Consider the following 24,556-nt stretch of genomic DNA (forward strand, 5'->3'; position numbering starts at 1 on the left):
CAAGCGCTGCGGATGAAGATAGCGATTTTTGAAAGGAAGGTTCGTCAGGGCGCAGTTGCTAAATGCGCGGTAACCAAAGTTCAGCAAGCAAATATCGATAAATCGCTGATAGAGAAAACTGATCCGAAAGTCAACTTTTAGTTTCTGGGACTCTATGGCGCGCTGGTGGCTCCCTCCACTGGGCGGTCCAGGCTCAGGGGTTGATGTTCGACCGAGAGCCGTGAGAACAGACCGACGGCTGACAAACAGGCTCGCTACAGCAAAGCTTTGTTTTGCCAATGCCTCGAACGAAGACATCGATTTTGGATCTCACCCCGGTCTTGATCGCCGGAACGTCCTATCTCTGGCGCAAGGTGCATGGCTGAAGGCAAACGAGAACCTAATCCTGACCGGCCAAACAGGCACCGGAAAGAGGTGGATTGCTTGTGCCTTTGCACAACAGGCGGCCCGCCTCAACGACTCAGTCCAGCCGACGCTGTTTGAGGACCTCGCACTTGCCAGGCTGGATGGACGCTTTCCGCGCCTCGTCGATAAGCTTGCGCGCGTGCACTTGCTGGTGCTGGATGACTGGCGAACACATACCTTGAACGATCGACAGCGCCTCGATCTGCTAGAACTCTTCGAGGAGCGATATCGGCGGAATCGACCTGATCACGGCTCAGCTTCCCGTGGCCCGGCACGAAATGATCGGAGAGGCCACTCTGGCTGATGCGATTTTGGACCGTATTGTTCACAACGCTCACCGCACAACGCTCGAAGGCGACAGCATGCGGAGACGAAAAAACCGACGCTCTTGACCGGCTGCGAAATAACCGAAATCAACATCCGTAACAGCAACCAGGCGACCGGAGTGGGGATCGCATCCCTTGTCCGGACTTAGCGAAACGCTTGTCCGCAACCGCTGAAATGACTATCCCGATTTACCGAAATCCGCACGGTTGAGCCGCTAAACCAGCCCAGGCGCCAATGCCATTCCCGCGGGAGCTACGAGCATTGCTCGCCGATCACTCCGATGACGATAGGCATCTGCGAACTCTAGGACGTGGCGTCAAACATCAGGCCCAGATGGTCAGCAGGACCCCGGCGCCTGCGACCTCGCCGCGCGAACCTCTGCAACCAATGTGTCGATCAAGGGTGCAGTATGATCGCGATCAAGATCGCAATGAGGTGATCCGAGATACCACGATCGCCGAGCCGCCGTCCGCAAAGACAAGGAGGGGGAACAATACGGCATCGGAAGTGTTTATTTATCAACCTTCCGCGCCGCTTGGAAGGGAGGAGAGGCCGGGAAGAAGTGCTTTCAGCGTTTCGTTTCCGGCCTTTTTACGCGGAGTGCACTTATTAGGTGGAGGCAGTCATGAACCTCGCGAACCTCCAGATCGAAGGGCTATTGATGGCGATTGCTTCCATCAATCACGTGTTGGTTCGGCGCGGCCTGTTATCGGCCGAAGACATCGAGATCGCATTGCGAAAGGCTGAGGCGATCGAGACAGGTGGCGAAGCCTGGCAGGGACTGTCGCCGGTGCATCGTGATGCGATCAGTTTCCCGATACTGCTACTGCAACTCGCTAATCGCTGCCAGCCCGAGGCGGATCTTCCATGCTTCTCCGAGTTGGCCGGCATGGTCGGCAGAATGAAAGCCCCGGGCGAAGATCAGGATAGACCGTTCTCGAAGTAGGGACCACCTCGACTGCAACTAGGTACGATGGCGCCGTCCGCTAACCCTCTAATACCTGGCCGCCCTTCACGGGCAGTCAGACGACCAGGCCCGTAGCCTGGAGGACCGCTCCTTCCGGATTGAGACTCCGCTTTCGGGGGAGTCCTCAACCCTTTATATTTGTCCGCTACTCGGACTAGCGTTCCCAGCGGCCTTCGTATTTGAACTCCGGGGCCGTCTTGAGCTGATCCTTGGTCGCGTCCATCACCGCCGTCCACTTCTTGTCGTTTTCGACGTATGTGATTTTGACGGCCTTCGGGCTCACAATTACATAGCGATCTCCCATCCCCAGAAACCCGCCAACCGACACGATGTACCCCGTTAGCTGGTCGTCCGACAGGATCAAATCTTTGATCTCCCCGATCGCCTCGTTGGCATTGTTGGTGACGTTGAGATTGATGAGATTGTAGCTCAGCACATCGGTCGGCTTGGCGGTGACGAAGGTTTCGGTGGTCGTGGTTTCGGCCGTCTGCGCGGAAGCCGTTCCTAAGATCATCGCAGTCGCAGCAAGAGCAGTCAGTATACGTCGCATGGTCCCACTCCTTTGAGCATGTTCATGAACCCGGAAACGCCCTGATGTCAGCAAAAGTTCCAACGACCTCAGTTAATTACGCCGGTTTCATGCACCGCTATTTGAGCCAATATGGGCGCTGCGGGGATTCAGAATCGTTCATGCCAAGGCAGTCCTGTTTGAGTTACCTCCAATTGCCTTCGGCCCGATCCCAGTCCATGGGCGTTTTCTCTTCTCTTGGTTTTGCGTCTATACAAACAACTCACAACGTCGGAATTGGTTCGAGCCGTCGCCCAGACGGTTCGAGATCTGTTTCGAGACGCGTTGGCCGGAAGCACTGGCCGCGGTTTTTCTGCTCAGAGTTTGTTTTTCGGCCCGTGCCCCGCGGGGTGATCTGCGGCGCAGCTCGGTTATCGAGATCGCTGATCATGTGGCGTTGCGTGCAGGTCGTCGATCGGCCTGGTGCATTGGCACTTTCAAGGGCAGACAAGGACTATATAGCTAGACAGTCTAGCCAAAATGGAGCGAAACTATGGAATGGCAACTGCAGGACGCCAAGAACCAATTCTCGAAGGTGGTGCAGAAGGCGCGCCATGAAGGGCCGCAGATTGTCACGCTGCGCGGTGAGCGCACAGCCGTCGTGCTGTCCGCTCATGACTACGACGCTCTGCGCGCCGGCCGGCCAACGCTGGTCGACGATCTGCTGGGCGGTCCCGCTTGGGACGATCAGTTCGCTGATGTGGGGAATGTACGCGCCAAGCCGCCAAGCCGCGATGTGGCCTTCTGATGTATCTGGTTGACACCAACATCGTCTCAGAGGCGCGACGCGGCACGCCGCAGGCGGTGTCTTGGCTGCGCTCTGTCGATCCGCTCAGCATCCACCTGAGTGCGCTTACCCTCGGCGAAATCATGCGCGGCATTGCCAGCGCACTTCACCGAATGGTTGCGCAAGCTGCGCCACGACCATGGCGACCGCATTTTGCCGATAACCAACCAAATCGCGGTCGAATGGGGCCGCATCGCGGCAATCCGCCCCTGCGGCGATATCGACGGGTTGATTGCCGCGACTGCGATCGTCCACGATCTCATCCTTGTCACACGCAACGTCAAGGATTTCGAAGACACAGACGCCTCCGTGATCAACCCTTGGGAGAGCTCGGCGTGAGCCGCTCGGCGTCGATCACCCGTTGTATGCCGGCATTCACTGTGTCCATTCGATGGCGTGCCGGTTTCCTGTTTTAGACCTCTGAAGTTGCAAAATGTTATCGACTGTGATGCAGCGGTGCGGCTATGTTGTCTTCCCGACCCTTCATAGAATGTCACCCGCGGCAAAGACACAGTTTCACGTGTTCTGGGAGCGAGCTTAGCGTCAGCCGATTGACGGAGCGCGGCCGGCGCCCCCTTCTGTCCAGCGCCGGAAGAGTGCACTGGCATTGACCCCGCCAAAGCCGAAGCCATTCGATATGGCGTATTCAGTGTCCAGGTGTCGCGCTTCGTTCGCGACGAAATCGATACCATCGGCTTCCGGATCCGGAGCATTCAGGTTCAAGGTCGGTGGTGCGACCTGGTTGCTGAGCGCCAGAATCGTGAATATGGCCTCCAGTCCTCCGGCCGCGCCGAGCAGGTGCCCCGTGGCCGATTTCGTCCCGCTGACAGCCACGGTCATTTTGGAACCAAAAACGTTCTTGATCGCCCTGATTTCACCGAGATCCCCGACCTGTGTCGAGGTGGCGTGCGCGTTCAGATGACCGATCTCAAGCGGAGAAATTCTAGCTTGTGAAATAGCGATCTCCATGGCTCTGCGCGCGCCGGTCCCGTCTTCGGGTCCGGACGTTATGTGATGGGCGTCAGCAGTCGTGCCATATCCGACCAGTTCAGCAAGTGGCGTGGCGCCGCGAGCAAGCGCGTGGCTTAGGGATTCGATGACGAGCATGCCGGCTCCTTCGCCCATGACGAAGCCATCGCGTGACATATCGAAGGGACGCGATGCCCGGCTTGGTGCTCCGTTAAAGCTGGTCGACAGCGATCTGGCAGCTGCGAAACCACCAAGACTGACGATATTCATGCAGGCTTCTGTCCCACCGCAAATCGCAATATCGGCTTCATCGGCGCGGATGAGCCTGGCGGCATCGCCGATTGCCTGAACGCCAGCAGCACATGCCGTTACGGGCGCGCCGAGGGGGCCTTTGAAGCCATGGCGGATCGAGACTTGCCCCGCTGCGAGATTGACGAGAAACGACGGTATAGTGAAGGGTGAAAGACGACGCACACCACGTTGATCGACGGTGCGCACCGCTTCGGTGATTGCGGGGAAGCCGCCGATGCCCGACGCGATGATCGTCGCGGTACGTAGCCGGTCTTCATTCGAGGTCGGGTTCCAGTTCGCCTGCGCGAGGGCCTCTTCAGCGGCCGCCAGTGCGAAGATAATGAACCGGTCGACCTTGCGCTGGTCCTTCGGAGCCATGATCGTGTCGGGATCGAAACCGCCTTCTTGATCCTCAGTGAACGAGGAGACCACACCTCCAATTTTCGAAGGCAGGTCCCCAACGACGTCGTCACCCAGTCGCCGAATACCACTTTCACCCGCAAGCAGGCGCGACCAGGAGATACCGACATTCGCACCAAGGGGACTTACAGCTCCCATTCCTGTTACAACGATACGACGCATGTGTTCTCACCTGTATTCAGTTTAAAATAGGCATGCCTCTAGCCTCCCGGCCGACGATGCGGTCAGGGTCTGTTGTTAAAACATGCAGTACGTACGGCCTCGAAGACGCTCTCACCCGAACCGGGCGGTATCTAAAGCTGGTCCTTATTCGCGCCGAGTTATCGAACCAGCTCAGCCTTCAGACGACATCGTCACCGCGCGCAATGCTTCTGACTTCGCTGGCCGCCGCGTCGAGGATCCCTTGCGACAAATTCTGGTCTTCCATGATCCGTGACAGCGTAACGGCCCCCACCATGAGTGACAGTATGGCCATCGCCCTACTGCTGGGATTAGAGTCCTTTTCGCCGATCAGTTCATCCAGAACCTCAAAGTGAGCCCGGATCCCGACTTCAAACGGGCGCCTTACCTCTTCGCTCTGGCGAGCCGCGTCCGATCCCAACGCCACCAAAGGGCAACCCTCTGCTTTTTCGCCTCTGTGGTCCGAGGAGAGATAGAACTCCATGACGGCTTCAAGCGGATCCGGACTGTTCGCCGCCGCCGCTGACCATCTTCGGGTAGCACTTTCCATTGCGCGCCTCGAGGCCAGCGCAGCAAGGTCGTCCTTCGACGCGAACTGCTTGTAGAAACCACCTTGGGTAAGGCCAGCACCCTTCATCAGATCCTTGAGCCCGATGCCATCGAAGCCATGTTCTCGAAAAAGACGACTTGCGACGTTGATCACCGTCTCACGGTTCTCCTCGGCCTGTGCCCGGCTCACTCTCATATCGACCTCCGTTTAGATTTCATTTGACATCTATAATGCAAATAGAGTTAGATCGCAATCTAAATTATCCGCGTCGCCGGTCAAGAAGAGAAACTGAAAATGAAACGCAAACATGTCCTGACTTTCGTAGGTCTCGTGGCAGCGGCAGCGGCAGCCGGTGCCTTTTTCCTGGTTTTCGAACCCGCCAGACGGGAGGCCGAGGCTGCTGACCCAAGGACGGCTTCACCACTGGTAAGAGTGGCTGAGGCGGCGAGGACTGGAACAGCGGAACGCTCGTTTACCGGCGCGGTCGCTTCCCGGGTACAGAGCAATCTCGGATTTCGAGTTCCGGGCAAGATCCTTGAGCGGATGGTGGATGTGGGACAGCAGGTCAGGCAAGGTCAGGCTCTGATGCGCATTGACGAGACCGATCTCCAGCTTGCGCTCACAGCGAAGCGCAATACCGCTGCCGCAGCACGCGCCGTTCTGATCCAGGTGCAAGCAGACGAAAAGCGCTATGCGGCGCTGGTAAAAAATGGATTGGCGGCCACTCCACAGCGCTATGAACAAGCTAAGGCGGCGCTCGACACTGCCATGGCACAACTTGCAGCAGCTGAAGCGGAAGCCGAGGTCGCGGAAAACGCGGCCAGCTATACCGTTCTTCTAGCAGATTCGGATGGAATTGTCGTCGATACTCTCGGAGATCCCGGGCAGGTCGTTGCAGCGGGTCAGACCGTCATTCAACTTGCCCAGGCGGGGCCGCGTGAAGCTGTTGTCTGGCTACCAGAGACCCTGCGGCCGAAGATCGGTTCCGAAGCGCAGGCCAGTGTCTATGGAGGCGAGGGTCTAAGCGGGAAGGCAAGGCTGCGACAGATTTCCGATTCTGCCGATCCCCAAACTCGGACTTACGAGGCGCGTTATATTCTCGAAGGCAACGCGGCCTCAGCCCCGATTGGCTCGACTGTGACAATCAGAATTCTAGATGCTGACCGCCAATCGGAGGTTGCCGTACCAGTGGGCGCTATCCTGGACGATGGTAGTCGGACAGGTGTGTGGGTGGTCGATAACACATCTTCATCCGTGAAGTTTACTCCGATCGAAGTGAAGCGGATCGGCGAAGAGACGGCGTTTGTTATCGGAGTGGGGGTTGGCCAACAGGTTGTCGCTCTCGGCGCGCATCTGCTTGAAAATGGCGCCACCGTCAGGGTTGCCTCTCAGCAAGAGGTGACAAAGTAATGAACTTCAACCTTTCCGCCATCGCCGTTCGCGAACGCGCCGCTACCTTGTTCTTCATCGTTCTGCTGGCAGCTGCGGGCGCCTACGCCTTCGTCAAGCTGGGACGCGCCGAGGATCCCTCCTTCACCATCAAGACACTGACGGTCACATCAGTTTGGCCGGGTGCCACAGCGCGCGAAATGCAGGATCTTGTGGCGGAGCCCCTAGAGAAGCGTATCCAGGAACTCACCTGGTACGACCGCGTCGAGATGACAACGCGACCGGGTTACGCCTTCCTGACGGTCACGCTCAAAGACAATACGCCAGCATCTGCCGTCGACGAGGAGTTCTATCAGGCGCGCAAGAAGCTCGGTGACGAAGCCCCAAATTTGCCCCCGGGCGTTATTGGCCCGTTTGTCAACGACGAGTATTCCGATGTCAGCTTCGGCCTTTACGCATTGAAGGCGAACGGGATGCCGATGCGCGACCTCGTCCGGCAGGCCGAGGTCATCCGCCAGGATCTCCTGCATGTCCCCGGAGTTAAGAAAATCAACATTCTCGGAGAGCGCCCAGAACAGATCTTCGTCGAATTTTCCTATGCCAAGCTGGCAACACTTGGAATATCGGCGCAGGATATCGCTGCTGCTTTACAGAGACAGAACACAGTCACGCCCGCGGGCTCAATCGACACCAGAGGGCCACAGGTCTTTATCCGGTTCGACGGGGCCTACAACAGCGTGCAGGCGATTGCCGACACGCCCATTGTTGCTGCTGGACGAACACTTAAGCTCTCCGATCTGGCCGATGTGCGACGCGGTTATCAGGACCCCGCAACCTATGTCATCCGCCATGAGGGCGAACCCGCGATCATGCTCGGCGCGGTGATGCAAGCGGGCTGGAACGGACTGGATCTCGGCAAGGCGCTTGAGGCTCGGTCCGCCGCGATCGCGCAGACACTGCCGCTGGGCATGACTCTCACTAAGGTCAGCGATCAGGCCGTGAACATCGATGAGGCGGTCGGTGAGTTCATGCTCAAGTTCGCAATGGCGCTTGGTGTCGTTCTGTTCGTAAGCCTGGTTGCACTGGGCTGGCGTGTCGGTATCGTCGTGGCCCTTGCCGTGCCGCTCACACTTGCGGTTGTCTTCCTCATCATGCTGGAAACAGGGCGGTTTTTCGATCGCATCACGCTCGGCGCTTTGATCCTTGCACTGGGGCTTCTGGTTGACGATGCCATCATCGCGATAGAAGTCATGGTCGTGAAGATGGAAGAGGGCATGGACCGCATCAAGGCGGCCGCCTATGCGTGGAGCCATACCGCGGCGCCGATGCTATCGGGCACGCTGGTCACGATCATCGGACTGATGCCCGTGGGTTTTGCAAAATCAACCGCTGGCGAGTACGCTGGCAATATCTTCTGGGTCGTCGGTTTCGCGCTGATCGTATCCTGGATCGTCGCGGTGACGTTTACGCCCTACCTTGGCGTAAAGATGCTGCCAAAAATCAAGCCAGTCGAGGGCGGTCATCACGCCATCTACGATACGCCGAACTACCGTCGCCTGCGTTCCGTCATCGAGTTCGCCGTCCGGCATAAATTTATGGTATGCGCCGTGGTTGGCATCGCCATGGCCGCCTCGGTCGTCGGGATGGGCGGTGTGAAGCAGCAGTTCTTCCCGACATCGGACCGTCCCGAGGTGCTGGTTGAAGTGCGCATGCCCGAAGGCACGGGCATCGAGGCCACATCATCGGCGGTGAAGAAAGTCGAAGATTGGCTACAGGCTCAGCCAGAGACAAAGATCGTCACTAGCTATGTGGGGCAGGGCGCACCCCGGTTCTTCTTTGCCATGGCTCCGGAATTGCCAGATCCCGCCTTCGCCAAGGTCGTCGTGCTGACGCCGGATGCCCATGCACGCGAAGAACTGAAGCACCGCCTTCGTGCCGCAATATCGGAGGGTCTTGTTCCCGAGGCCTCCGTGCGCGTGACCCAGCTCGTATTTGGACCGTATACGCCGTTCCCAGTCGAGTTCCGGATCATGGGGCCTGATCAGGATGAACTCTACAAGATTTCCGAGCAAGCTCTGGCAATTATGAAAACTGTGCCCGATGTCCGTCAGGCCAACCGGGATTGGGGCAACCGTACGCCGGTGTTACGCTTTATTTCGGATCAGGAGAGGCTTAATCTGATCGGTCTTTCACCGTCGGAAGCGGCTCAGCAGATGCAGTTGCTGCTCAGCGGTGTTCCTGTCACACAGGTTCGCGACAATATCCGCAACGTGCCTGTTGTCGCACGCAGCGCTGGCGAAAATCGCCTCGATCCATCAAGGCTTGCCGACTTTTCGCTGATGAGCCGGAATGGCCGCCAGGTTCCCCTGGATCAGATGGGGCATTCCGAGATCCGCTTCGAAGAACCGATCCTGAAACGCCGCGACCGGACCCCGGTCATCACCATCAGGTCGGACATCAACGAGGCGACACAGCCTCCGGAGGTCTCGCAACAGGTCATGAAGGCCCTTCAGCCGCTGATCGCATCGCTTCCAGTTGGATACCGCATCGAAATGGGCGGCAACATCGAGGAGTCCCTGAAGGCCAACGTTGCCCTTGTGCAGGTTTTCCCACTGATGATCGCAGCTATGTTGATCGTCATCATCCTGCAGGTTCGCAGTCTATCGACAATGACAATGGTGATGCTGACCGCACCGCTTGGTCTTGCCGGGGTGGTTCCGACCTTGTTCTTGTTCAATCAGCCATTCGGCTTCAACGCTATTCTCGGATTGATCGGGCTCGCAGGCATCCTGATGCGAAACACGTTGATCCTCACTGAGCAGATCAAGGAGAACCAGGCGGCTGGTCTCAATGGCTACCATGCTGTCATCGAAGCCACTGTGCAGCGCACGCGCCCTGTCATCCTGACTGCTCTCGCGGCAATCCTGGCCTTCATACCTTTGACCCATTCCGTGTTCTGGGGATCGATGGCTTATACTCTGATCGGTGGCACAGCGGTAGGCACAGTGATGATCCTGCTCTTCCTTCCGGCCCTGTATGCCGTGTGGTTCCGTATCAAGCCACCCAAAGCAGATGGGAAAGAGGAAACGGTCGAACATCTGGCACAGCCGATGGCGCTGGCGGCAGAATAGGGGCGTCCATGCCACGTATCACGATCCCACAGGGGCGCACGGGCACCGAAGTCGAGATGTGGCGCGAGCGTATACTCGATGTGACGGAAGGACACTTTCGCCGCATCGGTTACCGGAAGACAGCCGATCGCGCTTATGATGCAGACAGCCGGCATGACCTCATCCTTGATCAAGGCGGCGAACCAGTCGTTCCGCCGCGCCGGCATCGCAAGCATCAACATGTCTATGATCGTATCGCTTACAAACAGCGATGGGGCATCGATCTGCCAAACTCAAACAATGGCGACGCATCGCAACACGCTATGACAAGCTCGCCGCCAATTTCCTCGGCTTCATAAATCTCGCAAGCATCATGCTCTGGCTCAAATGATTAATTCGCCACTACAGCCTAGTCCTTCTCTGGGCCGCTTGGCGTCAAAGTCGATTCTTCGCGGGGCTACGCTTGCTATCAGGCCGAAGTCGAACTAAGTTTATGAGACTAAGTTCGAGGTAGGGCCATGCACACTGTAAATATTCACGAGGCGAAAACTCATTTGTCCCGGCTCATTGAGAAAGCAGCGAAAGGCGAGTCCTTTATCATTGCCAAATCGGGTAAGCCTTTGGTGAAGGTCGTCGCGGTCGAGACTCCTACCGCCGACGAAACTCGTCGCGTCGGATTCATGGCGGGGCAGTTTTCCGTACCGGAAGACTTCGATCGTATGGGTGGCGAAGATATCGAGAAACTGTTTGGCGGCGAATGATGAAACTCCTGCTGGATACGCATCTTCTGCTTTGGGCTGCGGGAGAGCCTGGGAAGCTGCCGCCCGCCGCTCTGGCTGAAATCGAGAATACCGAAAATGTCTTGCTATTTAGCGCGGCGAGTCTTTGGGAGGTGGCCATCAAGCGCGGACTTGGCCGGGCCGATTTTACCGTAGATCCACGACTACTTCGCCGCGGTCTCATCGATAACGGCTACCAAGAGCTCCCAATCACCAGCGCACACGCAGTAGCGGTGGATGGACTGCCAGCGATCCATAAGGACCCCTTTGATCGGATTTTAGTCGCTCAATCGATCGTGGAGGGCGTTACCTTGTTGACTGTCGATGAACTGGTCGGGCAGTATCCAGCTCCCATTCGCTGTATGCAAAAATAGCGCGAAATCCCCTGCTCGCTCATTCGGAGCGCGCCGGTGTGGACGAATTCCCGCGTGTTCATGTTTCCCTCAGTCGCGCCGAGGCGTAGGCGCTTCAAGGACGTTCATTTATCTTTGCGATTGCACCGAGCCGGACGCACGATTTGCGCCCCCGGCGTTCAGTACCCAGACGTTCTACTTGTTTGGTAATGATGTTCCCGCAGGCTTAAGGTTGAATTGCGTGCGATCGAGGAGGCTTGGAGGCGCTTGTCAAATGCCGATAGAGCTCCAGCGCATAATCTTCCTGGCCGTAGATAAAGCGATAGATCGTGTCTCGGCGCAGACAGGCACGGCGCTCACGCCATCGGCGAACAGGCGACCGGCGATCTGTTCCGGTGACCACAGCGCCTCCAACTGCTCGATGACCAGTTCGCGCAATTGCGGGTGCCGCATCAGCTTCCTCAAACGCCGCCACCGCTCCTTGCGGATGTCGTCGGCAACCGTTGGGAAGTAGCCGCTATATTCGGGCAGCTCGCGATCCTGGAATGTATTGCGCCTGATCTCGCGATAGATGGTGGAGCGGTGACGACCGAATTGGCGCGCCATTTCATTGATCGGCACCTTGCGTTCGACAAAGTGATAGAGGCGGCGACGATCCGCCAGATTCAGCTGCGAATAGCTTCGTGACATCCCAAAATCTCCAAACCATTGAAATCATTGGCATGTCGCGCTTCGAACTAGAATGTACCCGGCTACATACAAAAGTTGCATAATTTATCGACCGGAACGGCGTGCACACAGCGAACTGACCCCGGAATTCTATTTTTTTGCCAATACCGAACCGCGGCGTCGCCTCGCCTCCTCGTGCATGTTGACGGGTGTCGCGGCGAGAACGCGGGTGACCAGCGACGTAAGAAAACGGGCCGGGGAAAGGTCATCCGGGGTGTGGTTTTCGAGGATCGATACCTTGGGCAGCGCGTTGACGATGCTCTGGACCGTACTGACGGCAAGGTGCGCGATCTCATCGTCGGCTGGATCGGTTATCGGCTGCGGACCCGGCTCCAGTATGCCCTCGCTGGGTTCCTCCTCGACGGTTGCCAGCAGTGCTGTATCGCTTGAATAATCCATCAAGACCAGGCAGGTGGAGTGATACGCGTCGTCCTCCCGCCCAAGCTTGGCCAAGAGGTCGAACAACCACTCGGCCGTCTTGGGCTCCTTGTCCAGGATGTCAGACCTCAGACCGAACAAGAACCCGAGAGCCGCGAGCGGGTGGCGCAAGCGAAGATTCTTGGCGTCGCCGTATGATTCCTCGATGCGGTTCGGCGCATTCTTTCCATAGGAAGAATCCATTCGCTTCGTCGAAATCAACAATTCCGGGCCGGTCACCCAATCGGTGACGATGACGTCAACCTGTTTCAGGTAGTTTTTGCCGAGAATCGAAGCCGAGGAGGAGGTGACGCTGGGAATGGACGTGTTCGATATCAGATGGGATTGAGCCTTGGCTCGAATCGCCGTCGGAAGTGACTTCACGAATGCCGCGACAGGCGCGGGAAGAACGCGTGGGTTTGATGGCCTTGGCCAGACTTGGTCCATGCCGAAACCAGCCCTGCGAAGTTCATAGCTGAGCCAGACATCGAGAGCGAGGGCAGGAACTCCGGTTTGGGTTCCCGCTTTCAGATGGAGCGGAACCCCAAGCAGCAGCGCCAGGGTCTCGTAGTCTGGACGGAAGTACGGCTGGCCGTCCGATCCAAGAATCCAAGGATTGGTGTGTTCCCCGTCAGGTGCGGCAACCGCAACGATGTGGTCAAAAATTTCCCAGGCTTCTGCTTTGGAACTGGGTTTAGCGGCCACTTGCCGCCCTCAAGTTGCGACGCTTTACGAACTCCGCGCGCGCATGCCGGACGACTGCCATTTGTGCGGGCGAAACCTCGCCCTCGCTTAGCAGTACCTGGTCGACGATCTTGACGGCATCCAGCAGCCTTCCCTTGTCCAGAAGTTTTGCCACGCTCCTTTTGACCTCGCGAAGCCCGTCGGCGCGACAGGTAACCAAGGTAGGCGAGGGCATGGCCCAGACGTCGGCCTCCTTCGGCTCGATTTTCAGGATTCCGCCTCCGTAGGCACGACCGACCATTTCGGCATGCAGCAACGTAATGGAGTTCAAGCTGGCGACAGGGAGGAGCTCGCGGCCCAGGACCCCGTGTGCATCGTTGAGATAGACCCCATGCACGGAATTAAGGTGACGGGCTTGTGCTGCGTTCTCCGTGATCCGAGGCGTGTCCGCGTTCATGCATGTTAGCAACAGGTCGGCGGGGGAAACCAGTGGCACACGATACCAAGTCTTGCGGACCCGGCATTTGTAGGCGGTGTCCACGCCTGTCCTATGGCCATCTGCAATGTATGCTGCCGCGGCCGCGGAAGGCGGATCGCTCGGATAGAAGAGGTGGATTGCGTTCCCCTCTTCACCGAGTTTCTTTAGCTGGGCATTCGAAAGAGAGAGGCCCCGCAAATGAGAGCTTCCGGGCGGTGAAAGGCTGAGCAACTCGTCCGGGAGCAGTCCAAGCTCAGCTACACGCTGGGGGGAAAGGGTGAAGTATTTGTTGTTTCCCGTTACCATCCCGAGCGTCGTATCGCCCCAGGTTTCCAAGTTCGTGTAGAGGCCAGTTGCGGAGAGCGTCTGTAAAAGATGCATCGCGTCGGCATCGACGAGACTGCTGGTCCACTTGGCCGCTGGGTCGGCCGGTGTCCAGCTCTGTCCAGGACCTAGAGTATCGAGCGTTGCGGCGTTCTTTGTTTGACTGATGGTTGCATAATCCGCCGGTCCGCCGAGATAGCCGTCCGCAAGGAGAAGTACGACATCCGCTTCCGCTTCGGAGAACACTTGCTCGTCGAACAATACGAGTTGCACGTCGCGGAATCGATTGAACAGGAACTTGCGGACGGGAGCGGCATAGTTCACTGAGAGCAGTTCGGCGGGCAACACGAAGGCCAGGCGGCCACCTTTCTTCAGGAACAATGCCGAGTGCACGGTGAATGCTGCCCAACTCGACGCGAGCCCGGTCAGGGAAATGCCGGCCCTGATAGCCGCCTCCCGGGCACGGGCGCGGGCTTCCCCGGTAAAGTCCTGGTATCGGATATAGGGAGGATTTCCGATGACGGCGTCGAACGCTTGATCAGGCGTGACGGAAAAGAAGTCGGACAGTTGGATATCGGCCTCGCCCCCGGCGTCAGCGACCCGCTTGCGGGCAACGTCCGCGCTGTGGGCGTGTATCTCCACGCCATGAACCATCGGGCACGAGCGCCCGCCGGGAGCGAGTTCACGAAGGCGATCGACCGCGGAAACCAAGAATGCAGCGTCGCCAGCGGCAGGCTCCAACACGCGATCGTCAGGCGTGCGAATGGCCCATTTCGAAATGAAACGGGTAATCGCCGGAGGCGTGAAGAATGCGCCTCTTTCCTTGCGGAGAACGGGAGTGTCGATAGGGTCGCGATGGGTAACGAAAGTCACGGCTAGCTCCCGAATCGTGCACGCATGGGTTCTCTGTCTTGCCGGTTACCTATCCTATACAGATGAATTTCTGTCTACTCTTTGTTCTTATTTCCAATCTGCCGATCCAGCGGAAAAATTGCGGCAAAACATTGCGCAGCAATGCCTACTTCCATCCAGAACTGTAGTGCGCCTATGGGTAGGTCCAGCCCCTCAAAATCAGGCGCTTCGCGCTCTGGGGTCGACCGTTCGGATTCTTCAAGATGATCGTCGCTGATCGTTGCGGCTGATGCGCGGGATACCGGCTTCCACGCTGCTGTGGTTGACGACACGCGCTGCCGAGGCACCCGACACTATCGGTGGCCATGGATTATGAGGTCAAAGAACACAGCATCAATCTTCTCAAGATCGAACATGCCGACTGGCGGCATATTGCCAGCTTCCGATCGTCTCAGTCGGGTGGAACTTTGCGGTTCGACTAGCCATCGAAACGAACAAAGAGCGCCGGGAGTGCCAAATCGAATCTTCTAACGTTGCGTTCGGGGCCGAAGTGGAACGGCCGCTTCCTAGATGGCAGCGCTGGCCTTTGTATTCAGCGTAGTGGGCCGACTGAAGGGACGACGAACGGAGCGACGACCCTTACTTCACCGTGATGGCAATGCCGCTGAGATCGGCGTTGACTTGCAAGCCTACCTGCTTGCCTGAGAGTTCGAGTCGGGCGCCCTTGTCATTGGTCATGACGATTACTTGGGCCCCTTTGCCGAGCGCGCCGCCACCGCCCGCCGCACCGTAGACCCCCGTCACATCCCGGGCGCGGCTAATGTGGCTAACCGTACCCTGGAAATAGGTCTTCGAAGCCCCGAAGGCGAGGCCGCCCGAGAGGCCGCCGACAGAGACGGGATAGCGGCGACCATGGAAGGTCAGCGTGCCCTCGCCCCCAGAGCCACCCACAAAGAAGGCAGCCTTGTAGACTGAGAAGCTGATCGTACCGCTGTCGGCATGCGCGGAGCCGGCAAAGCTGATTCCTGCTACAGCGATAACCGCAGCCGCGACTGAACGAAATCTGGACGAAATCTTCATGATGCAAATCTCCTCAAAATCGAGGCTTACCCAGCCAGGAGGGCACGTCAGCGTCATGCCAAAGTCACAGCTCAAACCGTCTCGCCCGTCATTAGTTCCAGGCACGCGGCCTGAATCCGTCTGGAAGCAGGCCGCCACGAAACGAGGTGGATGGCACACATAGTCTCGGTGGCAGGGTCGGTGGCAGCCAACGCTCGGCTGCTTAGGCTCCACCGGCCACGAGCACAGAAACGGGCACGACTGGATCTTCCTTCACGGTCTTGGTAACGATGTAGGTAAAGTAGCGGGCGATGCCGAGTTCGCGGTCGAGAAGCGCGTCGATCAGGCGCTGGTAGGCATCGATATCGGCTGCAACCACCTTCAGGATATAGTCGACCCCGCCGCCGACCGACCAGCAGCAGACGATCTCGCGAATGTCGCGGACGACCCTTTCGAACCGGTCGAAGTCGGCCTGGCGATGGTTGGCCAGGGTGATCTCGACCACCAGGCTGGCGACCGGGGCGACGCGTCGCAGCGACAGGCGTGCATGATAGCCGCTGATGATGCCGGCCTTCTCCAGCTTGCGCAGTCGCATCCAGCACGGCGTTGGAGAGAGGCCCGCCTTTTCGGCGAGCGCGAGTTTGGTGATGCGGCCATCCCGCTGGATGGCGTCAAGGATGCGCAGGTCAATCGCGTCAAGTCTCATGGCAAACTCCTGCGCCGGTATCCGCGTGCTTGCCTTGGTCAGGCCCTGCTGAGCGAGGCCATTTTTTCGGCTTCCATTTCGGCGATGTCCTGGAAGCGGTCGGCGATGCGTGCATGGGGACGACCGCTATCGGAAGCGCCGATGGCAACGATGATCTCATCCGGGCCTGGCGCATCGGCGATCTGGAAATTGGCTGTGAGGAAATGCGATCGCTTGCCGTTCTCACTCTTGTGCATCATCGGCAGGCACAGAAGAGCACCTGGCGCATTGCGGGTATTGGCGAATTCCAGATAGTTGGTGCCGCCGATCGCTTCGCGGAAGGGATTGCCGAACCGCAAAGTATGGATCATCGCCGAGGCATGTTCGATCTCTCCGTTGATCCCGACCGCGGCTGCCTTGCCGCAAGCCTCGATCCTTTCCGGAGCCAGCTGGCGCAATAGCCGGTCGGTCATTTCATGGCTCAGTTCGCCGGCGATGCGGATGATCTCCGGCCGGAGATCGTCGACAAAGCCTCGCCCGGCCCAAGGGTTACGGATTACCGCTGCCACGACAACGATATTGACGGGACGGGAGGCCGCCTTGCCGCCTTCTACGAAGGTCTCTTCCAGGAAAGTGCAAATTTTTCTGATGCCGAGGGTCATGTTCTGAAGCCGCTGATAGTGGAAACTTGCGACAACCTACCGCGATGCCCGGTGAATTCTTCCTATGTTCGGATGAAGAGAAGCGTCGAACGATCCTGCGAAAGAAAGCAGACCAATGTGCTGGCCGGCAGCGTCCAAGGCTGATGGGGCCCGGCAGGTTCCATCTCTCCAGATGACTGGATCGCTGCGGCCCTTAAGTAATCGATCTCTGAAATGCCTCTCCAGATTGCAGACTTTAGATCAGTGGCGAGAAAAATTGCCGCTGCTTTTCCTCTGTATAGGAGAATGCCCCCGCTGCCGGTGCTCCTCATCATGGTCCCGTCAAGAAACGTCTTGTCGTAATGAGACTGAAGGGGACCCAAATGAAGACGATACTGGCCAATTCGAGCGCTCTGCTTCTCGCGCTGCAGGTTTCTGCAAACCCGGCTCTTGCGGACACCGTAAAACTAGACGCACTCATCGAACAAAAATATCCCGAACTTGAAAGGGTTTACCGGGATATCCATTCCAATCCCGAACTCGGATTTCACGAAACTCGGACCGCAAAGCTGCTGGCAGCTGAACTTGACAAGCTCGGCTTCGAGGTAACTGCAGGCTTCGGTGTCGAATCCGGTCTCGTCGGTGTCTTCAGGAATGGTGACGGACCGACGATTATGCTTCGCACCGAACTCGATGCCCTTCCGATGGAGGAAAAGACCGGACTTGACTATGCTAGCCGGGTACAGGTGCCGGCAACCCAATGGCCCGGGAACACCGACGCCTCCGCAAAGGTCTTTGTCGCCCACAGCTGCGGCCACGATATCCACATGGCGTCATGGCTCGGGGCTGCGCAATTGTTGGTCGACATGAAGGATCATTGGCGCGGGACGCTCCTTTTGGTCGGCGAGCCAGCCGAAGAAATCGGCGGCGGCGCGACGGCGATGCTCAAGGCGGGACTGTTCGAGAGGTTCCCAAAGCCGGATTTCGGTTTCGCGGTGCATGTGAACGGCGAGCCTGCCGGCAAGATTACCGTGAAGGACGGGGCCTTCAGCGGAAACTCCGATACGTTTGACCTGACCTTCAAAGGCCGAGGGGCGCACGGTAGCGCACCACACCTTTCGATCGACCCGATCGTATTGGGCGCCCGCTTCGTCACCGATATCCAGGCCGTCGTCAGCCGCGAGAAAGACCCGCGCGAGCCCGGTGTGATCACAATCGGCAGCTTTCAGGCGGGGACAGCCGGCAACATCATCCCTGATCAGGCCAAACTCAAGCTGACGATGCGTTCGACAACGCCCGAGACCCGTAAGCTGCTGCTTGAAGCAATGCACAGGGTGGCCGGCACGACGGCACAATCGGCTAAGGCCCCGGAGCCGGAATTGCTGCGCATCGGCGGCGGCGCTGTGGCCGGCACAAATTCGTCGCAGCTGATCGGTGACATCAAGCCGGCATTGGATAGGTCTTTCGCAGATATCGTGTATGTACCAGCCGCCGTGCAGCCAACGCTTGGAGTGGAAACCTATCCCGAGTTTATCGAGGCGGGCGTGCCCTCGATCTTTTATTGGATCGGCGGGAGTTCTCCCGAACAGATCGAAGAAGCCCTGCATGAAAACAGACCTGTTGCTTCCAACCATTCGCCCTTCTTTGCGCCGGCTCCGGAGACGTCCATCAAGACGGGTGCAAAGATCCTTGCGATCTCTGTGCTCCAGAAGGCGGCCGTGGACTAAGACATAGTTCGGCAGAAACTCCAGCTTTCGTGGTCATCGGGAGCCCGGTGGTCACGAGGTCTGAATACACTCGCATGACACGTGCTGGATGCGGGCTCGGATAAGTAAGCCGGAGATTTGATTGTCTTTCGCAAGCTGCACCTGCGGAAGCTTTTGGTTCCTATGTTTCGTCGGATCAACCGTCCAAATTTTCCTATGAAAGATAGTGGATTTATACGGTCTGTGCGCGCATGGTAGTTGACGGAAGTCAAGAGGCGAGCCGATTTGGATCAGAAGTCCCGGATATTGTCGCTCCGCGACGTCGCCAGCCAAATCAACAGCGGCGGCGACTTGCGGACCGTACTGCAGCAGCTCATCGCCGCCGCCTGCCGTCATGCCAACTGGGCCTTGGGATCGATAATGGGCATCGATGCGGCACACGGCTACGCCCATGTGATCGTGCGCCACGATCCCACGCTGATTGATCGGCAACTGCCGGACAAATGGGAACTGGCGACAAGCCCGTCACTGATCGCGCTCCAGCGCAACGAGCCAGTCTATATTCGTGACGCGCGGGAAACGGTCGACTTTCCAGGCTATCGAAAAGAAGCCTTCGAGCGCGACTATCGCACCGTTCTCGTGATGCCGATGAATTGCAGGGACGCGGAGGGCCGCCCTATGGTGCTCAGTGTCATTGCGCGGCAGGTGACGGAGGTCTCAGAGGATGATCTCGCCTTTCTCGGGTCGATCATCCACCTTGGTGCCATTGCGGTCGAGCGCGAACATCAGCTGGAGGCACAGAAAGTGTCTGCGCAGCGTCTGGAGCGGACGCTCAAGGCGCACACCTCGCTTCTGGAGCATGTGTTGAGCGACGGATCGGTGTCATCGCTTTCAGCGATGGTTGGCGCAATGATACCCAATCCAACGGTTGTCGTCGATTTCACGGCAAACCACGTCATGGCCGGCAGGTCGCCGAAGCCGACGCTGATCGATGACAATGGCTGGCAGGATGCGGCCTCGACTTTGCTCGCCCGTGCGCTGATGAAGGCGGCGCGTGATGCGGCCGAAATGGGCGCGAGCGAAGAGACAAGTCTGTTTCTCGATCTCGGCAATCACCGTTTCAAGATTTCCGCGCGCGTCGAAGCGCTCATGGTCGACATGCAATTGGTCGGCGCACTGATCATTTTCCCTTCACCACAGGAATTCAGCGACCTGGATCTGATGATGCTGGATAGCGCCAAATTTGCGTTGAGTGTACAGATGATGCGCAGCTTCATTCGCTTCCGCTTTGAGACGCGAACCCAGACTGAGCTTTTCTTCGAGGTGGTGGAGGGCCGCTGGCGCGACGCGAATGATATCTCCCAGCGTGCTCAGCGCCTTGGGCTTAGTTTCTCCGTGCCTCAGCAGATGATCGTCATCGATTTTCCCGACAAGACCAAGGCTTTCGGCGGCGCGTCCGTCGATGTCGAGCACACGCTTTCGCGCATCATGCAGCAGGCGTCATTGCCGGCGGGTCTGGTCGCCATCGCTGGTGGTGCCGTCTGCCTGGTCCCTTACGACGCCAGCAAGCGACAGGAGCGCCTGGTAAAGCTCACACGCCGCATTGCGGAGGAGTTGGGCCGATATTTTGATGAGGAGCCGATCGTGGTGGCCGGCAATCGCTGCGCGGCGCTCGCCGACTATCCGGCCGCTTGGGAGCGCTGCGCCCGCATGATCCGGATCGGCCGCTCTTTCGGCTTGACCGGATCGCTCGCAACCCAAGACTTCGGTCCGCTTCCGATGCTGGTCGCTGCTTGCGAGGCCGGCGATGTCCGAGGCTTCGTGGAAGAAAGCATAGGCGCCATTGCCGACCACGACCGCCAGAACGGAACGCCCTACCTGGAAACCTTGTCGGTCTATTTGCAGGAGGGCTGTCGCAGTCAGGCCTGCGCCGATGCGATGGGCCTGCATGTGACAACACTGCGTTACCGGCTGTCGCGCATTCAGGAGCTTTTCGGCATAGATGTCGAAACGCCGGAGAAGCGTTTCGCCGTTGAGCTCGCGATCCGCCTCAACGGCGTCATCGACAATCGCTCCGCCGCCCGCGGCTGATTTTTCCTCCTGGTCTGACCACATGTTGCGCGGCGATCGCAGCGCTCGTTCTCGGCCTGCTTCATGCTCCTATGGATCGGCGGAGACGTTTTCCCTTTGCTCCTACGAAGGCGTGGAAGAATGGTCGGTAACTCGGGGATAGCCTCTACTCAACCTGATGGAGAGGAGGCATTGAGGAATGACCGAGACAGCCGCATCGACCGACGCGCCTATCGATCCCATAGCGCTGCGTCGCGCCTTCGGCACGTTCGTGACCGGTGTTACCGTGATCACGACGCGTGACGAGGACGGCACGCCGCGCGGCATGACCGCAAACTCCTTTACCTCCGTTTCGTTGGACCCGCCTTTGCTGCTCGTCTGCGTGGCGAAGTCGGCATCGAGCTACCACGCCTTCACCAGAGCCGGATGCTTTGCCGTCAACGTTCTGCATGAGGGACAGGTCGATGTTTCCGGGATCTTCGCCTCAAAGTCGCAGGACAAGTTCCAATCGGTGACACATGACCACATCCACACGGGTGCGCCGGTGCTGACAGACAGTTTGACCTGGTTCGACTGCACCACCTCAAACACGGTTGACGCCGGCGACCATGCGATCTTGATCGGTGAGGTTCGCGCCTTCGGCACCAGCCCGACTGCGCCGCTTGGCTTCTGCAGGGGGCGCTACGCCAGCGTGAAGGATCCGCTGCCGAATGGCTGGCTTGCTTCTCATGGCATGATCATCGGCTATCTCATCGAAGCTGGCGATCGTCTGCTGCTGCGCTCGGACGGCAAGGGCAGCTGGGTGCTGCCATCGGCACGGCGTCGAAAGGCGGATAGCCAGCTCGTCGTCGACGGCGGCGATGCGCTTCGCCTCGTACCGGAAGAAACGTTTCTCTATTCCGTATTCGACGTTGCCGACAGCGATCCGGGTTATCTTGTTTACCGCGCCCGCCTGGCCGGCGAGGGGAGCAGCCTGCCTGGTGATCTTCGCTTTTTCCCGATCGACGATTTGCCCTATGACGCGATCGCCACCCATGAACTGCGTTCCATGCTGCGGCGCTATGTGCGCGAGCGGCAGGCGGGGCGCTTCGGCATCTACATGGATTCCGATGACGGCGGTCGCGTCGCGATGATCGACGGCGAGGCCCGTGCCTGGCTTCAAGCCTCCCAAGACCAAGGACAGTGATATGAAGACGACAGTCACCTCCATCGAAGGATCGCGCCAGCTCGTGTTCATCGATGGGCAGTTCGTGAAGCCCAGAAACGGCACGTATATCCAAAGCTATGACCCGACGACGGGCAAGCCCTGGTACGAATTTGCCGATGGCGATGCGGACGATGTCGACGCCGCCGTTGCGGCCGCCAGCACCGCCTTTCGCAACCCGGCGTGGCGGCGCATGACACAGACCGACCGCGGCGGGTTGATGCGCCGTCTCGCCGAGCTCGTGCGTCAGAATGCCGATGCGCTTGCAGCAATCGAGACCCGCGACAACGGCAAGCTGCTCAAGGAAACCACGGCGCAGATGCGCGCCATGCCAGACAGCTACCACTACTTCGCCGGCATGGCCGACAAGCTGCAGGGCGAGACGATCCCGATCAACCGGCTCGACACCTTGAACTTTAATCTTCGCGAACCCTTGGGCGTCATCGGAATGATCACGCCGTGGAATTCGCCGCTGATGTTGCTGACCGGCACGCTGGCGCCATGCCTGGCGATCGGCAACACGGTCGTCATCAAGCCTTCGGAACATGCAACTGCTTCCACGCTGGCGCTTGCCGAGCTGATCCACGAGGCGGGTTTTCCAGCCGGCGTCGTCAATGTGGTAACGGGTACGGGAAAAAGCGCCGGGGAGGCGCTGACGCGCCACCCCGGTGTCGCGAAATATGTCTTTACGGGCAGCACAGCCACCGGTCGACGGATCGCGGGCAATGCAGCTGAGAACCTCATTCCCTGCTCAATGGAGCTTGGTGGTAAGTCGCCCCATGTGGTCTTCGGGGATGTCGATATCGAACATGCCGTAAATGGCGTCGTCTCCGGCGTCTTCGCGGCTGCCGGCCAGACCTGCGTGGCAGGCTCACGCTGCTTTGTCGAGGCGGGTGCCTACGCCAGGTTCATCGACGCGCTCGTCGCCAGGACCGAGCAGATCTGCGTCGGCCTGCCGACGGCCGACGACACGGATATCGGCCCGCTCGCGCTCGCCGACCAACTTACGAAAGTGGAGGGCTACGTCGCATCCGGCGTCAGGGAAGGCGCGAAGATCGCCACAGGCGGCCGCCGACCCCAGCGAGAAGGACTTGCTGAAGGAGGCTGGTACTTCGAGCCGACCGTCATGATCGACGCGCAGAACGACATGACCTTCATGCGCGACGAACTCTTCGGCCCTGTGGTCGGGGTCATGCCGTTCCGCGACGAGGAGGAGATGATCCAACTCGCCAACGACACGCGCTATGGCCTCGCCTCTGGCATCTGGACCAAGGACATCGATCGGGCGCTGCGCTTCGCCAATCGGATCGACGCCGGCACGGTGTGGATCAACACTTATCGATCCGCCTCCTTCATGTCCGCCAATGGCGGCTTCAAGGAAAGCGGCTACGGCCGGCGTGGCGGCTTCGAGGTCATGCACGAGTTCTCGCGGCTGAAGAACGTCATCGTCGATTACTCCGGCGCGATGCAGGACCCCTTCGTCATTCGCTTGAAGTAACGACAAACGCACCGGCACAGGAAAGGCAGAAAACCATGAAGTTCGCAGTTTCCCTCACGATGGAACGCTTCTCTCCGGACGTACCGATGGAGCGGGTGAAGAGCAACCTGCTTCAGCTCGCGCGAGTTGCCGATGAAGGCGGTTTCGAGGCGCTGTGGACCGCCGAGCATCATACGCTTGAATGCACGATTTCTCCGAACCCGTTCCAGACGCTCGTCTGGCTCGCACAGCACACGGATCGGATTCGGCTAGGCACATCCACGCTGGTTGCACCCTATTGGAACCCGATCCGGCTGGCGGGCGAGTCGGCGCTTTGCGACCATCTGACCAATGGCCGCCTGGAATTCGGCATTGCGCGCGGTTCCTACCAGTATGAGTTCGATCGCATGGCCGGCGGTATGCCGCAGCAAGAAGGCGTCGCCTACATGAAGGAGATCGTCCCGGCCGTAAAGAAGTTGTGGTCCGGCGACTACGCGCATGAAGGGCACTACTGGAAATTCCCTCGGACGGCGGCCGTGCCCAAGCCGCTACAGCAGCCGCATCCGCCGATCTGGGTTGCGGCGCGCGATCCCGGGACATTCGACTGGGCGATTGCGAACGGTGCCAGCATTCTGTCGACGCCGCTCTCTGCGCCGGCTGCTGAAATCCAGGTGCTTTCTGACAAGTTTCACAAAGCGGTCGCTGATCACCCGGAAGTTCCGCGACCGCGCTTCATGATGCAGCGCCGCACCTGCGTCTACGACAGGCCGGATGGTGGGGAACTCGCCGTCAAGCACAGCATGGACTACGGCCGCGCCTTCGAAAACCTCATGCAGAATATCGGCGCGGTGCGCGACGGCTTCCCGGAAGCCGTGCCTTATGAAGCGGTCAAGGGCAAGGATAACTACAATCCGGAAAACATCCGCAAAAACCTGATGTTTGGGACACCGGACGAAGCGATTGAGAAGCTGCTGGCCTATGAAGCGGCTGGCGTCGACCAATATTGTCTTGGCCTGACCTTCAACCTGCCGTTCGAATTGCAGAAGCGGACGCTGGAGTTGTTCATCTCGGAAATCATGCCCTTCTTTGCGGCGCGCGAGAACGAGCAGAAGCGCGTCGCGGTGGGGCGCTGACG

Annotated in this window: 22 protein-coding genes and 3 pseudogenes; 15 read left to right on the forward strand and 10 right to left on the reverse strand. The window is 58.8% G+C overall.

From position 1 onward, the window contains the following. Positions 1-154: 154 nt before the first annotated feature. The 3 genes from ASD00_RS38925 to ASD00_RS18645 all read left to right on the forward strand — a co-directional run bounded on the left by ASD00_RS38925 (position 155) and on the right by ASD00_RS18645 (position 1,678). Positions 155-709 (forward strand): ATP-binding protein, encoded by a 555-nt coding sequence (locus tag ASD00_RS38925; RefSeq protein WP_272502215.1) that lies wholly within the window; start codon positions 155-157, stop codon positions 707-709. Further along, a complete protein-coding gene (locus tag ASD00_RS42320; RefSeq protein ID WP_272502216.1) occupies positions 684-797 on the forward strand; it encodes an ATP-binding protein in 114 nt (37 codons plus the stop codon). Before ASD00_RS38925 ends, ASD00_RS42320 begins: the two co-directional genes overlap by 26 nt. Positions 798-1,357: 560 nt before the next feature. Continuing rightward, positions 1,358-1,678, forward strand: a complete 321-nt coding sequence (locus ASD00_RS18645; protein ID WP_057208110.1) for a hypothetical protein — start codon at positions 1,358-1,360, stop codon at positions 1,676-1,678. A 175-nt stretch (positions 1,679-1,853) separates the two neighbouring features. Here ASD00_RS18645 and ASD00_RS18650 read toward each other — a convergent pair whose 3' ends face one another. Beyond that, positions 1,854-2,249 (reverse strand): PRC-barrel domain-containing protein, encoded by a 396-nt coding sequence (locus ASD00_RS18650; RefSeq protein WP_057208112.1) that lies wholly within the window; start codon positions 2,247-2,249, stop codon positions 1,854-1,856. Positions 2,250-2,760: 511 nt separating this feature from the next. On the opposite strand from ASD00_RS18650, the gene ASD00_RS18655 reads away from it, so the two are divergent. Beyond that, on the forward strand, positions 2,761-3,015 hold the full coding sequence (locus ASD00_RS18655) for a type II toxin-antitoxin system Phd/YefM family antitoxin (protein ID WP_057208114.1): 255 nt from the start codon (positions 2,761-2,763) through the stop codon (positions 3,013-3,015). Further along, positions 3,015-3,393 (forward strand): annotated as a pseudogene (locus tag ASD00_RS18660) (type II toxin-antitoxin system VapC family toxin). The gene ASD00_RS18655 and the pseudogene ASD00_RS18660 overlap by 1 nt, the downstream one beginning before the upstream one ends. A 204-nt stretch (positions 3,394-3,597) precedes the next feature. On the opposite strand, the gene fabF reads toward ASD00_RS18660, so the two are convergent. Both fabF and ASD00_RS18670 read right to left on the reverse strand, forming a co-directional pair. Beyond that, positions 3,598-4,896, reverse strand: a complete 1,299-nt coding sequence (fabF, locus tag ASD00_RS18665) for a beta-ketoacyl-ACP synthase II (protein WP_057208116.1) — start codon at positions 4,894-4,896, stop codon at positions 3,598-3,600. Positions 4,897-5,074: 178 nt separating this feature from the next. Then, on the reverse strand, positions 5,075-5,659 hold the full coding sequence (locus tag ASD00_RS18670; protein ID WP_057208117.1) for a TetR/AcrR family transcriptional regulator: 585 nt from the start codon (positions 5,657-5,659) through the stop codon (positions 5,075-5,077). A 99-nt stretch (positions 5,660-5,758) separates the two neighbouring features. Here ASD00_RS18670 and ASD00_RS18675 point away from each other — a divergent pair, with 99 nt between their 5' ends. The 5 genes and pseudogenes from ASD00_RS18675 to ASD00_RS18690 all read left to right on the forward strand — a co-directional run bounded on the left by ASD00_RS18675 (position 5,759) and on the right by ASD00_RS18690 (position 11,116). Further along, entirely contained in the window at positions 5,759-6,874 is a 1,116-nt protein-coding gene (locus tag ASD00_RS18675; protein WP_057208152.1) for an efflux RND transporter periplasmic adaptor subunit, read from the forward strand. Further along, positions 6,874-9,984 carry an efflux RND transporter permease subunit gene (locus ASD00_RS18680; protein WP_057208153.1) on the forward strand — a complete coding sequence of 1,037 codons (3,111 nt, stop codon included), beginning with the start codon at positions 6,874-6,876 and terminating at the stop codon, positions 9,982-9,984. Before ASD00_RS18675 ends, ASD00_RS18680 begins: the two co-directional genes overlap by 1 nt. 122 nt (positions 9,985-10,106) lie before the next feature. Continuing rightward, a pseudogene (locus tag ASD00_RS38930) lies at positions 10,107-10,354 on the forward strand (transposase); the annotation flags it as partial. A gap of 127 nt (positions 10,355-10,481) precedes the next feature. Continuing rightward, a complete protein-coding gene (locus ASD00_RS18685; RefSeq protein WP_057208155.1) occupies positions 10,482-10,724 on the forward strand; it encodes a type II toxin-antitoxin system prevent-host-death family antitoxin in 243 nt (80 codons plus the stop codon). Next, positions 10,724-11,116, forward strand: coding sequence for a type II toxin-antitoxin system VapC family toxin (locus tag ASD00_RS18690; protein ID WP_057208291.1), 393 nt, complete (start codon positions 10,724-10,726; stop codon positions 11,114-11,116). The genes ASD00_RS18685 and ASD00_RS18690 overlap by 1 nt, the downstream gene beginning before the upstream one ends. Positions 11,117-11,366: 250 nt before the next feature. Here the strand turns inward: ASD00_RS18690 and ASD00_RS18695 are convergent. From ASD00_RS18695 to ASD00_RS18720, 7 genes and pseudogenes are all read right to left on the reverse strand, one after another. Next, positions 11,367-11,785 (reverse strand): annotated as a pseudogene (locus ASD00_RS18695) (helix-turn-helix domain-containing protein); the annotation flags it as partial. Positions 11,786-11,914: 129 nt separating this feature from the next. Further along, positions 11,915-12,946 (reverse strand): hypothetical protein, encoded by a 1,032-nt coding sequence (locus ASD00_RS18700; RefSeq protein ID WP_057208157.1) that lies wholly within the window; start codon positions 12,944-12,946, stop codon positions 11,915-11,917. Then, positions 12,936-14,600 (reverse strand): N-6 DNA methylase, encoded by a 1,665-nt coding sequence (locus ASD00_RS18705; protein WP_057208158.1) that lies wholly within the window; start codon positions 14,598-14,600, stop codon positions 12,936-12,938. The genes ASD00_RS18700 and ASD00_RS18705 overlap by 11 nt, the downstream gene beginning before the upstream one ends. A 74-nt stretch (positions 14,601-14,674) precedes the next feature. Beyond that, positions 14,675-14,911 (reverse strand): hypothetical protein, encoded by a 237-nt coding sequence (locus ASD00_RS40165; protein ID WP_156585677.1) that lies wholly within the window; start codon positions 14,909-14,911, stop codon positions 14,675-14,677. 307 nt (positions 14,912-15,218) lie between these two features. Then, complete coding sequence (locus ASD00_RS18710) at positions 15,219-15,659, reverse strand: hypothetical protein (RefSeq protein WP_057208160.1); 441 nt, start codon at positions 15,657-15,659, stop codon at positions 15,219-15,221. Positions 15,660-15,861: 202 nt separating this feature from the next. Beyond that, entirely contained in the window at positions 15,862-16,344 is a 483-nt protein-coding gene (locus tag ASD00_RS18715; protein WP_057208162.1) for an Lrp/AsnC family transcriptional regulator, read from the reverse strand. A gap of 38 nt (positions 16,345-16,382) precedes the next feature. Further along, positions 16,383-16,985, reverse strand: a complete 603-nt coding sequence (locus tag ASD00_RS18720; RefSeq protein ID WP_057208165.1) for an amino acid synthesis family protein — start codon at positions 16,983-16,985, stop codon at positions 16,383-16,385. A gap of 362 nt (positions 16,986-17,347) precedes the next feature. Here ASD00_RS18720 and ASD00_RS18725 point away from each other — a divergent pair, with 362 nt between their 5' ends. From ASD00_RS18725 to ASD00_RS18745, 5 genes are all read left to right on the forward strand, one after another. Beyond that, positions 17,348-18,691, forward strand: a complete 1,344-nt coding sequence (locus ASD00_RS18725; RefSeq protein WP_199197060.1) for an amidohydrolase — start codon at positions 17,348-17,350, stop codon at positions 18,689-18,691. Between the two features lie 264 nt (positions 18,692-18,955). Further along, a complete protein-coding gene (locus tag ASD00_RS18730; RefSeq protein ID WP_057208170.1) occupies positions 18,956-20,761 on the forward strand; it encodes a helix-turn-helix domain-containing protein in 1,806 nt (601 codons plus the stop codon). A 178-nt stretch (positions 20,762-20,939) separates the two neighbouring features. Then, entirely contained in the window at positions 20,940-21,926 is a 987-nt protein-coding gene (locus ASD00_RS18735) for a flavin reductase (RefSeq protein WP_057208173.1), read from the forward strand. A gap of 1 nt (position 21,927) precedes the next feature. Continuing rightward, positions 21,928-23,442, forward strand: a complete 1,515-nt coding sequence (locus tag ASD00_RS18740) for an aldehyde dehydrogenase (protein ID WP_057208175.1) — start codon at positions 21,928-21,930, stop codon at positions 23,440-23,442. A gap of 35 nt (positions 23,443-23,477) precedes the next feature. Then, a complete protein-coding gene (locus tag ASD00_RS18745; protein ID WP_057208178.1) occupies positions 23,478-24,554 on the forward strand; it encodes an LLM class flavin-dependent oxidoreductase in 1,077 nt (358 codons plus the stop codon). Positions 24,555-24,556: the final 2 nt, after the last annotated feature.

Origin of the sequence: Ensifer sp. Root31 (assembly GCF_001424825.1) — a bacterium.
Classification (GTDB): domain Bacteria; phylum Pseudomonadota; class Alphaproteobacteria; order Rhizobiales; family Rhizobiaceae; genus Ensifer; species Ensifer canadensis.